At 74.0% G+C, this 13355-nt stretch carries 11 protein-coding genes; 7 read left to right on the plus strand and 4 right to left on the minus strand.

Annotated elements, in window-relative coordinates:
• Positions 1–11 precede the first annotated feature (11 nt).
• The 4 genes from ACFU0Y_RS05575 (at position 12) to gabT (ending at position 6400) form a co-directional block, all read left to right on the plus strand.
• A complete protein-coding gene (locus ACFU0Y_RS05575; protein ID WP_380213460.1) occupies positions 12–1481 on the plus strand; it encodes an APC family permease in 1470 nt (489 codons plus the stop codon).
• 69 nt (positions 1482–1550) lie between these two features.
• Positions 1551–3092, plus strand: a complete 1542-nt coding sequence (locus ACFU0Y_RS05580) for a PucR family transcriptional regulator (protein WP_380213461.1) — start codon at positions 1551–1553, stop codon at positions 3090–3092.
• A gap of 293 nt (positions 3093–3385) precedes the next feature.
• Complete coding sequence (locus tag ACFU0Y_RS05585; protein WP_380213462.1) at positions 3386–4924, plus strand: NAD-dependent succinate-semialdehyde dehydrogenase; 1539 nt, start codon at positions 3386–3388, stop codon at positions 4922–4924.
• Between the two features lie 120 nt (positions 4925–5044).
• The gene (gabT, locus tag ACFU0Y_RS05590) at positions 5045–6400 is read left to right on the plus strand and encodes a 4-aminobutyrate--2-oxoglutarate transaminase (protein ID WP_380213463.1); all 1356 of its coding nucleotides are present in this window, start codon (positions 5045–5047) and stop codon (positions 6398–6400) included.
• Between the two features lie 176 nt (positions 6401–6576).
• On the opposite strand, the gene ACFU0Y_RS05595 is transcribed toward gabT, so the two are convergent.
• Both ACFU0Y_RS05595 and ACFU0Y_RS05600 read right to left on the minus strand, forming a co-directional pair.
• The gene (locus ACFU0Y_RS05595; protein WP_380213464.1) at positions 6577–7512 is read right to left on the minus strand and encodes a hypothetical protein; all 936 of its coding nucleotides are present in this window, start codon (positions 7510–7512) and stop codon (positions 6577–6579) included.
• Between the two features lie 285 nt (positions 7513–7797).
• Positions 7798–8211, minus strand: coding sequence for a hypothetical protein (locus ACFU0Y_RS05600; RefSeq protein ID WP_380213465.1), 414 nt, complete (start codon positions 8209–8211; stop codon positions 7798–7800).
• Between the two features lie 165 nt (positions 8212–8376).
• On the opposite strand from ACFU0Y_RS05600, the gene ACFU0Y_RS05605 reads away from it, so the two are divergent.
• On the plus strand, positions 8377–9888 hold the full coding sequence (locus tag ACFU0Y_RS05605) for an amidase (protein ID WP_380213466.1): 1512 nt from the start codon (positions 8377–8379) through the stop codon (positions 9886–9888).
• Here the strand turns inward: ACFU0Y_RS05605 and ACFU0Y_RS05610 are convergent.
• Positions 9885–10067, minus strand: coding sequence for a hypothetical protein (locus ACFU0Y_RS05610; RefSeq protein WP_380213467.1), 183 nt, complete (start codon positions 10065–10067; stop codon positions 9885–9887). The genes ACFU0Y_RS05605 and ACFU0Y_RS05610 overlap by 4 nt on opposite strands.
• A gap of 173 nt (positions 10068–10240) precedes the next feature.
• On the opposite strand from ACFU0Y_RS05610, the gene pgm reads away from it, so the two are divergent.
• Positions 10241–11875, plus strand: coding sequence for a phosphoglucomutase (alpha-D-glucose-1,6-bisphosphate-dependent) (gene pgm, locus ACFU0Y_RS05615; RefSeq protein ID WP_380213468.1), 1635 nt, complete (start codon positions 10241–10243; stop codon positions 11873–11875).
• Here the strand turns inward: pgm and ACFU0Y_RS05620 are convergent.
• Complete coding sequence (locus tag ACFU0Y_RS05620) at positions 11865–12563, minus strand: metal-dependent transcriptional regulator (RefSeq protein WP_380213469.1); 699 nt, start codon at positions 12561–12563, stop codon at positions 11865–11867. The genes pgm and ACFU0Y_RS05620 overlap by 11 nt on opposite strands.
• A gap of 219 nt (positions 12564–12782) precedes the next feature.
• On the opposite strand from ACFU0Y_RS05620, the gene ACFU0Y_RS05625 reads away from it, so the two are divergent.
• On the plus strand, positions 12783–13316 hold the full coding sequence (locus tag ACFU0Y_RS05625) for a DUF4242 domain-containing protein (protein ID WP_380213470.1): 534 nt from the start codon (positions 12783–12785) through the stop codon (positions 13314–13316).
• Positions 13317–13355: the final 39 nt, after the last annotated feature.

Below are 13355 nucleotides of genomic sequence, written 5' to 3' on the forward strand. Positions count from 1 at the left end.
GAAGTACTCCCATGAGCACCAACGAACCCCGCAGCGCGGTGCCGGACGCCCCGGACCGCGAGGACCACGGCTTCAAGAAGGTCCTCGGCCAGCTCGACGCGATCGCCCTGGGCTTCGGCGCCATGATCGGCTTCGGCTGGGTCATCCTCACCGGCGACTGGCTCGCCGAGGCCGGGACCATGGGCGCCGTGCTCGCCCTGGTCACCGGCGGGCTCATCATGGCCGTCGTCGGCCTCGTCTACGGCGAGCTCGTCGCCGCCATGCCGTACGCGGGCGGGGAGCACAACTACCTGCTGCGCGGCATGGGCGCCCGCTGGGCGTTCGTGGGCTCCTGGGCCATCACCGGCGGCTACATCACCATCGTCGCTTTCGAGGCCGTGGCCGTGCCCCGCACGCTGCAGTACATCTTCCCCGGCCTCAGCCAGATCCCGCTGTGGACCGTGGCGGGCTTCGAGGTGAACCTGACCTGGGCGCTCGTGGGGGCGCTGACCGCCGTCGTCATCACCGCGATCAACATCCGCGGCGTCAAGCACGCCTCGACGGTCCAGATCTTCGTGATCCTCTTCCTGCTGATCGTGGGGCTCATGATGCTCTTCGGGGCCTTCACCCGCGGTTCGGTCGCCACCATGGAGCCGTTCTTCACGAGCGGCACCGCCGGCTTCTTCCTCGTGCTCGTCACCGTCCCGTTCCTGTTCGTCGGCTTCGACGTCATCCCCCAGGTCTCCGAGGAGATGCACCTCCCGCCGAAGAAGCTCGGCGGGACCATCATCATCTCCGTCCTGCTGGCCGCGGCGTGGTACGTCATGGTCGTGCTCACCACGTCCTCGGCGATGTCCGGCGCGGACGTCGCCGCCGCGGACATCGCCGTCGCCGACGCCATGGGGACCATGTTCTCCAGCACCGCCGTGGCCAACCTGCTCATCGCCGGCGGCCTCGCCGGCATCCTGACCTCCTGGAACTCCCTCCTCATGGGCGCGTCCCGCCTGCTCTGGGCCCTCGGCAACTCCCGGATGGTCCCGCAGTGGTTCGGCCGCCTGCACCCGAAGTACGCCACGCCGGCCAACGCCCTGCTCTTCGTGGGCGCCCTGTCCTTCGTCGCGCCGTTCTTCGGCGCGGAGATGCTCGGCTGGCTCGTCGACTCCGGCTCCCCGTCGATCGTGATCGCCTACGCCCTCGTCTCCGTCGTCTTCGTGATCCTGCGCCGGCGCGAGCCCGGCATGGACCGCCCCTTCCGGATCGGCGGCCACGGCCACGGCGGCACGGCGATCGGCGTGCTCTCGGTCGTGCTGTGCCTCGCCCTGATCAGCCTGTACCTGCCCGGGATGCCCGCCTTCCTGAGCACGCCCGCCTGGACGATCTTCGGGTTGTGGTGGCTGCTCGGGCTCGTGTTCCTGCTGCGCATCCCGACCGGCATCCGGCCGGGCCCGGACGCCGAGCACCGGCTCGTCGCCGAGGTCGAGCGACGCCGTCGGCGCGGCTGAGGCGCCCGCCGCGCCGGGGACCGCTGCTCTAGGCTGTCCCCGGCGCGCAGAGGACGAGGAGGACTGCCCATGGTCACGGTCGCCCAGGTGCTCGGCCTGCCCGGGCTCGGGCTGGTTCCCGTCGTCGAGGCGGACACCGACCTGCCGGTGAGCTGGGTGGTGACCAGCGAGCTCGCCGATCCGACCCCGTATCTCGAGGGCGGCGAGATCCTCCTGCTGACCGGCCTCCACACCTCCGCCCGGGCGCACTCCTGGCCGGAGTACGTCGGCCGCCTCACGGACCGGGGCGTGGTGGCGCTCGGCCTGGGCGTGGGCGGGCGCCTGTCCTACCTGCAGGTGCCGGACGCGCTCGCCGACGCGTGCCGGGAGGCCGGGCTGACCCTGTTCCGGGTGCCCGAGCGCACGCCCTTCCTGGGCATCATCCGTGCCGCGGCCGAGATGCGGGCGGCCGAGGCGCGCGCCGCCCTCGAGACGATGCTGTCGGAGCAGCGCAGACTCACCCGCGCGGCCGTCGGGCGCGACGGACCCGCCCGCGTGGTCCGCACGCTCGTGTCGGTGCTCGGCGGCGGATGGGCGGGCGTCTGCACGGCCGACGCCCGGATCGTGGAGCGCTCCGGCCCCGGCCTGCCCGAGCTGCCCCCGGGCCGGACGCTGGCCGAGCTCCTCGACCGGCTGCGGCCGGCCGGTCTGCGCGGCTCGCTGAGCGAGTCGGGCCCGGCCGGCGCGGTGGTCGTGCACCCCCTCGGCGTGGACGGCGCGCCCCGGAGCTACCTCGTGGTGGCCCTCCCCGGTCCGGTGGACCCGGTCCGCACCGGCGTGGTCGCCACCGCCGTGGCGCTGCTCTCGCTGCACGCGGAGCGCGCCGTCGAACACACCCTGTTCCGCCGCCGGGTCCGGGCCGGGGCCCTCGCCCTCCTGCTCAGCGGCGAGGTCCGGTCGGCGGACGCGCTGCTGGGGGTGGCCGACGACACGACGTGGTCGACGGCGCCCCGGGTGCGGGTGGCCCGCCTGCGCGGCGGCGCCGAGCAGCTCCGGGACGGCGTGGAGCGCCTCGAGGCCCGCCCCCTGGGCGGCACCAGGCCGGTGCTCGTCGGGGCGCCGGCCACGGAGCCCTCCGGCGAGCAGACCGCCACGGTGCTGCTCGAGGACCTGCCGGAACGGATCGCCGAGGTGCGCGCCGCCGCCGAGTCCGCCGGTCTCCGGGCCGGCATCGGCGGCCGGGCGGCCGTGCACGAGACGGAGGCGAGCGACCGGGAGGCCCACGAGGCCCTGGAGCGCACCACGGACCGCGCCCCCGTCGGCACCTGGGACGACCTCGTGGCGGGCGGCGTCGCCGGGCTCCTGCCGCCCGAGACCGCCCGGGCCTGGGCGCGGCAGCTGCTGCGCCCGCTCGACCGGACCGGGCAGCTGCCCCTGCTGCGCACGTTCCTGGCCCACAACGGCAACCGGAGCGGCACGGCCGAGGCCCTGGGGATCCACCGGAACACCCTGCAGCAGCGCCTGCAGGAGATCGAGGCCGCGCTCGGCCGGTCCGTGGACGACCCGCAGCTGCGCGCGGAGCTGTGGATCGCCCTGCGGCTGTCCGAGCGGCCGGACCGCGCGGAGCGGTAGCCGCGCGTCGTCCCAGTGCAGAGTGCACCTGCTTTCGCCAAGATTCAGCATCATGCTGAGCCACCCCGGCGCTAGCCTGGAACGGTCGAGGAACCCCGGCGGCCCGCCGCGCCGGCTCGCCGGACCTGTCGTCGGACGTCGGGGTCGCGCCCGTGGGCAACCCCCACCGGCGTCCTACGATGGACGGGCGGGCCCGGCAGCTGTCGCCGGTCCGTCCGACGAACCCCTTGACGCAGCGCAGGAGCCACCGGCGCCCGGTGGCCGGTGCGCGTCGACGAAGAGAGGCTGTACAGATGAGCATCACGGAGAAGGCCGGAACGGCCACCGGCATGACGGACCGCATCGCCGCGGTCCTGGGGAAGACCCCCACGGGTCTGCTGATCGACGGCCAGTGGCGCGACGCCGCCGACGGCGGGACCTTCGATGTGGAGAATCCCGCCACCGGCGAGGTGCTGGCCACGATGGCCTCGGCCACCCGCGAGGACGCCCAGGCCGCGATGGACGCCGCCGCCGACGCCCAGGAGTCCTGGGCCCGCACCCCCGCCCGGGAGCGCTCGGAGATCCTGCGGCGGGCCTTCGACCTCGTGCAGGAGCGCGCCGAGGACCTCGCGCTGCTGATGACCCTGGAGATGGGCAAGCCCCTGGCCGAGGCGGCCGGGGAGGTCAAGTACGGCGGCGAGTTCCTGCGCTGGTTCGCCGAGGAGGCCGTGCGCGACTACGGCCGCTACCTCGACACCCCCGAGGGCAACCTGCGGATGCTGGTCACCCACAAGCCGGTGGGCCCGTGCCTGCTGATCACCCCGTGGAACTTCCCGCTGGCGATGGCCACCCGCAAGGTCGCCCCCGCCGTGGCCGCCGGGTGCACCATGGTGCTCAAGCCCGCCCGGCTCACCCCGCTGACCTCCCAGTACTTCGCCCAGCTCATGCTGGACGCCGGGCTGCCGGCCGGAGTGCTCAACGTCGTCTCCTCCGCCTCCGCCTCGGCGGTGTCCGAGCCGATCATGGCCGACCCGCGCCTGCGGAAGGTCTCCTTCACCGGCTCCACCCCGGTGGGCAAGCAGCTGATGAAGCTGGCCACCGACAACGTGCTGCGCACCTCCATGGAGCTCGGCGGCAACGGGCCGCTGATCGTCTTCGAGGACGCCGACGTCGACAAGGCCGTGGCCGGGGCGATGGCCGCGAAGATGCGCAACATGGGCGAGGCCTGCACCGCCGCCAACCGGCTGCTCGTGCACGAGGACGTCGTCGAGGAGTTCGTCGAGAAGCTCGCCGAGAAGATGGCCGCGCTGACCGTGGGCAACGGTGTCGAGGACGGGGTCACGGTCGGGCCGATGGTCGAGGCCAAGGCCCGCGACTCCGTCGAGGAGTTCGTCACCGACGCCGTCGAGCGCGGGGCGAAGGTCGTCGTCGGCGGCTCCCGCGTCGACGGGCCCGGCTACTTCTTCCAGCCCACCCTGCTGCGCGACGTCCCCCGGGACGCCCGGGCGGTGACCGAGGAGATCTTCGGCCCCGTCGCCCCCGTGGTCACCTTCAAGGACGAGGACGAGGCCGTGGCCCTGGCCAACGCCACCGAGTACGGTCTGGCCTCCTACGTGTTCACCGAGAACATCTCCCGCGGCCTGCGCATCGGCGACCGCATCGAGTTCGGCCTGATGGGACTCAACGTCGGGGTGATCTCCAACGCCGCCGCCCCCTTCGGCGGGGTCAAGCAGTCCGGCCTGGGCCGCGAGGGCGGGGCCGAGGGACTCCACGAGTACACCACCACCCAGTACATCGGCGTGGAGAACCCCTGGAGCAACGTCCCGACCCCCGGCACCGGCACCCCCGCCTGAGGCCCGGCCTCCGCGGTCCCGGCCCCGGGACGGCGGTCGCCGCACGCTGCTGCGGCGGCCGCGGTCCCGTCCCCACCGTCCCGTCCCACCGTCCCGTCCCCACCGAAAGGAGATCTCGTCGTGACCCAGACCCAGACCGAGATCCAGTACCGGCTCGAGCAGGCCCGTCGTCTCGACGGCACCCTCCCGGGCCCGAAGTCCCGCGAGCTGTCGAAGCGGCGCGCCGCGGCCGTCGCCTCCGGCGTCGCGTCCTCCGTGCCCGCCTACGCGGCGGACGTCGACGGCGGGATCGTGCTCGACGTCGACGGCAACCAGCTCGTCGACCTCGGCTCCGGCATCGCCGTGACCACCGTGGGCGCCTGCGCCCCCGCCGTGGTCGCCAGGGTGCAGGAGGCCGTGGCGCACTTCACGCACACCTGCTTCATGGTCACTCCCTACGAGGGCTACGTGGCCGTCGCGGAGAAGCTCGCGGCGCTCGCCCCCGGCGACCACCCGAAGAAGGCGGCCCTGTTCAACTCCGGCTCCGAGGCCGTCGAGAACGCCGTGAAGATCTCCCGGGTGCACACCGGCCGCCAGGCCGTGGTCGTGTTCGACCACGCCTACCACGGCCGCACGAACATGACCCTGGCGATGACCGCCAAGGTGATGCCCTACAAGCAGGGCTTCGGACCGTTCGCCGGCGAGGTCTACCGGGTGCCGGTGTCCTACCCGTTCCGCGACCCGGAGGGCATGACCGGCGCCGAGGCGGCCCGCCGCGCGCTGCTCCAGGTGGAGAAGCAGGTCGGCGCCGACAACGTGGCCGCCGTCGTCATCGAGCCCATCCAGGGCGAGGGCGGCTTCATCGTGCCGGCCGACGGCTTCCTGCCCGCGCTGTCCGACTGGTGCACCGACAACGGCGCCGTGTTCGTCGTCGACGAGGTGCAGTCCGGCATCGCGCGCACCGGCGAGTGGTTCGCCGTGGACCACGAGGGCGTCGTCCCCGACCTGATCACCGTGGCCAAGGGTGTGGCCGGCGGCATGCCGCTGTCCGGCGTGGTCGGCCGCGCCGAGATCATGGACTCCGTGCACGCGGGCGGCCTCGGCGGCACCTACGGCGGCAACCCCGTGGCCTGCGCCGCCGCCCTGGGAGCGCTGGAGACCATCGAGGACTGGGACCTCGTCGCCCGTGCCCGCCGGATCGAGGAGATCGTCCGCGAGGAGCTGGCCCCGGTGGCCGAGGAGACCGGCATCGTGGGCGAGATCCGCGGCCGCGGCGCCATGATGGCCCTCGAGTTCGTCCGCCCCGGCAGCACCGAGCCCGACGCCGACGCCGCCAAGGCGATCGCCGCGGAGTGCCTCGCGCAGGGCGTCCTCATCCTGACCTGCGGCACCTTCGGCAACATCGTGCGTCTGCTGCCTCCGCTCGTCATCGGCGAGGAGCTGCTGCGCGACGGCCTGCAGGTGCTCGCCGGGGCCATCCGCAGCGCGGCGGCCTAGGCGCGATCGAGGGGTCTCGTTCAGCACCCCCTCGCGCCGAGGGGTCTCATTCGCCCCCTCTCGCCGAGGGGTCTCGTTCGCACGGTCGGACAGTCACATTCCGTCCGGACGGGCCCCCTCGGCGCGGCGGCCAGCCGGTCGCGACCCCTCGCCCCGCGGTCCCCGGCTCGGCCCCGTCACAGGCGGTGCGCCATCCCCATGGCCTCCCACACCAGAGCGACCGCCACCGGCACCCGGCCCCGCGTCGTCGTCGTGTACTGGTGCAGGTCGTGAGCGCAGATCCGGAGCTCCCGCCAGCCCGCCGACTCCGTGGCGCGCAAGCGCCTGATGTCCACCACTCGTTGCTCCGCCCGGTCGTGGTGGGCACCCTCGTACTGCAGGCTCAGCCGGTGGCTCTCCAGGGCGAGGTCGGGCTGTGCCAGAAGCGTCCCGTCATGCCCCAGCAGAGGATGGTCGAGCACCAGGCCCCGGATCCCGTGGTCCTCGAGCAGCAGCCGCAGCCGTGTCTCGCCGGGCGAGTCCGAACCCACCCGCATCCGCTCGACCGCCGTGCGTGCCGTACGGATGCCACGCCGCCCGGCGTGCTCCCGCACTCCGGTCTCGAGCTCGTCCGGTCGGCACACCGCGGGCACGGCTCGGCGGATCCCATGACGGTGGGCGTCGACCAGTCCGTCGGCGAGCACCACTGCGTCCGTGACCGTGAGCTCGGCGCAGACGTCCAGGAACGTGCGCACCGGTGACGTGACGGCCACCCCCTGGACGCGGACCACCTCGTGCGGACCGAGGCGCCCCCTCCGGCAGACGACGCCGGGCCGTCTCAGGGCCCTCGAGTTGTCGGCGCGCGTGAGCCACAGCTCCGAGCACATCTGCCAGCGGACAGGGACCCTCAGCCGGTGGAGCAGCGCCGCGGAGCGGTGGCTGATCACCGTCTCCGGATACCGGCGGGTGAGCGCCCGTGCCGCTTCCAGCAGAGGAGCGGGACAGCCGACGGGGACCCGCACTCCCCTGCCGACGGGACTGGTGAGGTCGGCGTCCCGGAGCCGGTGCTCCGCGACGCCCAGCGCGAGGGCCTCCTGGCATGAAAAGCCGATGCCACGGAGTTCGGGCGGCAAGGGTCCAGGGTGTCGCATGCGGAGAGCCTGACCGCCGTGGACGGGCGGAGGACGCCGCGAGCACACGGAGTGGTGCAGTCCTGCCCACCCGGACCGTTGTCGCGCCCCGGTGGAGTGCGGTTGCGCGGCTCGGCATCCTTCATCCCATCGACGGCGAGGGGGCGGGTTCTGCACGCCTCCATTCCTGGGGGGTCGCTACCGGGCCTTCAGCGCCTCTGATTTTCACCGAACGCGACCCCTCGCGCCCCGGAAGTGCCGAACGCGACCCCTCGGCACGGCGGGAGGTCAGCCGGAGCAGCGCTCCTGCAGCCCCCTCGTCTCCTGGACCACGGAGAGCAGCGAGCGCTCGCCCTGCCGGAAGCCGGCCACGGCCTCCCGGACCGAGGCGAGCTGCCCGGACAGCTCGTCCGGGGCGGTGGCAGCGAGCTCGTCGACCTCGGCGAACAGCCCGGCGGGGTCCTCCCGCAGCTGCCGCGGGGCGGAGCGCACGAGCTCGAGGACACGGGCGCACGCCTCCTGGACGGCGCCGGGCGGGCCACCGGCGGCAGCGCTCGAGGCGCTGGGTGCCGGCCCCGCGCCGCCCGCGGGTTCCCGGTCGGCGGCGGCGCAGCCGGTGAGGGCCAGGAGCAGGACGGCCGCCGTCGCTGCGGGGGTCGCTGCGGGGGTCGCCGCGGAACGGGGCGCACGGACTGGTGGCACGGAGCACTCCTGCGGGGGACGGGACGGAACCGGAGGACCGGGGCGAGGCGGCCGGAGCGAGGCGGCGGGGCGCCGGTCGCCCCGGGACAGCCGTCAGCCTACTAGCCTGGGCCCAACGCCCGCGGAGCCCCCGGGCGATCCGCCCCCTCCCGGACAGGAGCCGCCGTGACCCCGATCGAGGACCTCAGCGCCGTCCGGCTGCGGGACGCGCTCGCGCGCGGCGAGCTCGGCGCGGCCGAGACCACCGAGCACTTCCTGGCCCGGATCGCCGAGCGCAATCCGGCGCTGGGCGCGTTCGTCCACGTCGCGGCGGACTCCGCCATCGACCGAGCCCGCGCGCTCGACGCCCTGCCCGCCGGGGCCGCCCGCGGTCCGCTGCACGGCGTGCCGCTCGCGCTGAAGGACCTGCACGACGTCGCGGGCATGCCCACCGGCTACGGATCCGCCGCCGTGGCGGGACGGCCGGGCGGCGCGCCCGTGGCGGCGGCCGACGACGACCTCGCGGCCGTGCTGCGGGCGTCCGGGGCGGTGCTGCTGGGCAAGACGCAGGTGCCCGAGTTCGGCCTCAACTGCTACTCCGAGAACCTCGTGGCCCCGCCCGCCCGCAACCCGCACGACCCGTCCACGGGGGCCGGCGGCTCCTCGGGCGGCCAGGCGGCGGCCGTGGCGGCGGGTCTGCTCCCGGTGGCGCCGGGCTCCGACGGCGGCGGGTCGGTGCGCATCCCGGCGGCGGCGTGCGGGCTGATCGGGCTCAAGCCGAACCGCGGCCGGGTGCCCACCGCGGACGCGCAGTCGGACGCCGCGCAGCTCGTGGTGCACGGGCCCCTTGCGCGCACCGCCGATGACGCGGCGCTGCTGCTCGACGTCCTGTGCGCCCCCGCTCCCGGGCCGGCGCACGGCAACGTGGTGCGGCGGGCGGTGCGCGCCGTCCCGCAGCGGTCCTTCCTGGACGCCGTGCGCGCGGCCCGGCGGGGCGACCTCCCGTGGGGGGACCGGCCGCTGCGGATCGGGGTGAGCACCGCCTCCCCGTTCGACACCGTCCAGGACGTCGAGGTGTCGCCGGAGGCGCGCGCCGCGCTCGACGCCGGCATCGCCCGGCTGCGGGACGCCGGGCACGAGGTCGGGGACGCCGGGCTGTCCTACGACCCCGAGTACCCCGGGGCCTTCTTCGACGTCTGGACCACCTCGATGGGCACGGTCCCGCTGGACGACGAAAAGGCAGGGAGGCTGTCGGGCCTCGCGGGCGCCTTCCGGGAGCGCGCCCTGCGCCGGTCGGCGGTCGAGCTCGCGGAGGCCGTGGGCGTCCTGCGCCGGATCGAGCAGGACGTGGTCCGGGCCTACGGCGACTGGGACATGGTCCTGACGCCCGCGCTCGCGATGACGCCGCGCCCGCTGGGCTGGTACTGGGAGGGCTACGACCTCGCGGACCCCGCCGGCGCGGAGCAGGACTACCGGCGCCAGTGCGGGTACACGCCGTGGACCTCGATCGTGAACGTCGTGGGCCTGCCCGCGGTGACCGTCCCGACGCTGTGGACCCGCGCGGCGGGCGACGACGACGGACCGGTCGTGCCCATGGGCGTCCAGCTCGTCGGCCGCCCGAGCGCGGAGGCGCAGCTGCTCGCCGTCGTCGCCCAGCTCGAGGACCGGGGGCTCCCCGGTCCCCGCGCCGCGGTCTAGGAGTGCCCCAGGGCCGCCTCGGGGTCCTCCGGATCGGTGGCCGCCTCCGGGTCCTCCTCCGGCTCGAAACCGGTCGCGTTCTCGTCGGTGGTCAGTCCGATGCCCTGGTCGTTGTCCGGGACGGTGCCCTCCGGGCCCCTGCCCGTCCCGTCGGTGGTCTCGTCGGGTGCATCGCTCATGGTGCCGGCCTCCTCGTTCGGTGCTGCGCGGTCTGGTGCCCTCATCCTGTCCCACCGGCCGCGATTCCTCCAGCCCTCGGGCGGGCGGCGCGCCCGGGGCGCACCACGAAACCTGGCGACCCGATCGCGCGCCAGCCCGCACGCGCCCGCCGCCCGGCGGTAGGTTGGGCGCCATGACCAATCGTGCGGGCACCGTCGCCCAACCCAGTGACCTCGTCGACCTCGGCAAGCTCCTCGACGCCTACACCGATGTCAGGCCCGACCCGTCGGACCCCGACCAGCGCGTGGCGTTCGGCACGTCCGGGCACCGGGGCTCGTCCCTGAAGGCCTCGTTCAACGAACAGCACATCGCGGCGATCACGCAGGCCATCGTGGAGTACCGCACCGGCCAGCGGATCACGGGTCCGCTGTTCATGGGCAAGGACACCCACGCGCTCTCCGGGCCCGCGCAGGACACCGCGCTCGAGGTGCTGGCCGCCAACGACGTCACCGTGCTGCTGGACTCCCGCGACGGATACGTGCCCACCCCGGCGCTGTCCCACGCGATCCTCACCCACAACACCGGCCGGGCGGAGGGGATGGCCGACGGCATCGTCATCACCCCCTCGCACAACCCGCCGGGCGACGGCGGCTTCAAGTACAACCCCCCCAACGGCGGCCCCGCGGACTCCGACGCCACCGAGTGGATCGCCCAGCGCGCCAACCAGTTCCTGGAGAACGGCATGACCGGGGTCCGCAGGGTCCCGCTCGCACAGGCGCGCGCGGCGGCGACCACCGGCGGCTACGACTTCCTCGAGGAGTACGTCCGGACGCTGCCGGAGGTCGTGGACCTCGACGTGATCCGCGACTCCGGGCTGCACATCGGCGCGGACCCCATGGGCTCGGCCTCCGTGGCCTACTGGGCGGAGATCGCCCAGCGCTTCGGGCTGAACATGACCGTGGTGAACCCGGCCGTGGACCCGCAGTGGGCGTTCATGACCCTCGACTGGGACGAGAAGATCCGGATGGACTGCTCCTCCCCGTCCGCGATGGCCTCGCTCATCGGCAGCCGGGACAAGTACGACATCGCCACCGGCAACGACGCCGACACGGACCGCCACGGCATCGTGACCCCGGACGCGGGCCTGATGAACCCGAACCACTACCTGGCGGTGGCCATCGACTACCTCTTCCGCGAGCGCACGGGCTGGTCCCCGGACGCCGGGGTCGGCAAGACGCTGGTGTCCTCCTCGATCATCGACCGGGTGGCGGCCTCCCTGGGCCGCGAGCTCGTGGAGGTGCCGGTGGGCTTCAAGTGGTTCGTGCCCGGGCTGATGGACGGCTCCATCGGCTTCGGCGGCGAGGAGTCCGCGGGCGCGTCCTTCCTCCGCCGGGACGGCTCCGTGTGGTCCACCGACAAGGACGGGATCATCCTGGCCCTGCTGGCCTCGGAGATCACGGCACGGACCGGGAAGACCCCGTCCCAGCGCTACGCGGAGCTCACGGAGGAGTTCGGCGCCCCCGTCTACCAGCGCATCGACGCCCCGGCGAGCCGGGAGCAGAAGGCCGCCCTGAAGAAGCTCTCCCCCGCCCAGGTGGAGGCGGACACCCTGGCCGGCGAGCAGATCACCGCGAAGCTGACCAACGCCCCCGGCAACGGCGCGGCGATCGGCGGGCTGAAGGTCACCACCAAGAACGCGTGGTTCGCGGCCCGGCCCTCCGGCACGGAGGACGTCTACAAGATCTACGCGGAGTCCTTCCTCGGCGAGGAGCACCTGCAGCAGGTCCAGCAGGAGGCCAAGGCGCTGGTGGACGGCGTCATCTCCTGACGGGCCCCGGAGGCGGTCCGGGCAGCACCCAGACCGCCTCCGCGGCGAGGACGTCGACCTCGACGACGGCGCCTTCGACGGCCCCGTCGAGCACCACGGGCACCGCGCGGGGCCGGTGCTCGCCGACCACGAGCACCGTCCCGGGCCGGATCCCGGCGGTCCCGAGCCGGCGCAGCACGCCCGGGTCCGCGTCCGAGACCCGGGCCACCACCACGGGGCTGCCGGGCGCGACGTCCGCCAGGAGGACGGCCGGGGCGGACGGCACGGTGCCGTCCCGGCGGGGGATCGGGTCGCCGTGCGGGTCCCGCTCCGGGTGGCCCAGCAGGGCGTCCAGCCGGGCGACGAACTTCTCGCTCACGGCGTGCTCGAGGACCTCGGCCTCCTCGTGCACCTCGTCCCAGGCGTAGCCGAGGTGACCGGTGAGGAAGGCCTCGAGGATCCGGTGGCGCCGCACCATCTGGACGGCGACGTCCCGGCCCCGGCCGGTGAGGGCGATCCCCCCGTGGGCGGGCCGGCTGAGCAGGCCCTGGGCCGTGAGCTTCTTGACGGCCTCCGACACGGTGGACGGGGACAGGCCGAGGCGCTGGGCGAGCCCCGTGGTGGTCACCGCCTCGGAGGACAATTCCTGGGCCAGCCAGACGGTCTTCAGGCAGTCCTGGACGGACCGGTTCAGTTCTTCCGCACGCACTCCCCCAGGCTAGCGACCCGGACACGGAGGCACCGCCCCCGACGGGCGGGACGGGCACATTGTGCACACGGCGGACCTCCGTGGCGAGCGCGAGCCGCCGGAGCGGCCGATATTGCGAAGTGTGACGATTCCCGGGACCTTCCCGGAACGGGAGCCTAGCCTGGCAGGAGTGCCCGAGCGGGCCGACCACGGCCCCCCGTCCCCTCCGGAAGGAATCCCATGTCTCTGCACCTGCTCGAGATCGTTCCCGCCGCCGCGTCCAAGGACGCCGTGACCCAGCTCATCGCCACGGTCTCCGAGTCCGTCTCCGCGGCCGGCGCCGAGTTCATCGAGTCCCAGGTCACGGCCGACCACGGACGCGTCTTCGTGATCGTCGAGGCCGACAGCGCCGAGGGCCTCGCCCAGACCGTGCGCACCGCCGCCGGGGACGCCGCCGCGGAGGTCACCGGCCCCGACGCCGTCCGTCTCGTGGGCGCCGAGCTCGACGACATCAAGCAGCTCAAGGGCGACGCGCAGTACCTCGTGGAGTGGGACATCCCCGCCGAGATCACCATGGAGCAGTACCTGGCGCGCAAGAAGGCCAACTCCCCGAAGTACGCCGAGGTCCCCGAGGTCTCCTTCCTGCGCACCTACGTGCGCGAGGACACCGCCAAGTGCCTGTGCTTCTACAACGCCCCCGACGAGGCGTCCGTGGAGCGCGCCCGCCAGGCCGTCGGCACCCCGTTCGACCGGATGTTCAAGCTCAACGTCTGAGGCGCCGCAGCACCCGACGGCACGGCGGCCCCCTCGAGC

The organism is Kocuria sp. NPDC057446 (assembly GCF_042802875.1).
In the GTDB taxonomy this organism is placed as follows: Bacteria; Actinomycetota; Actinomycetes; order Actinomycetales; family Micrococcaceae; genus Kocuria.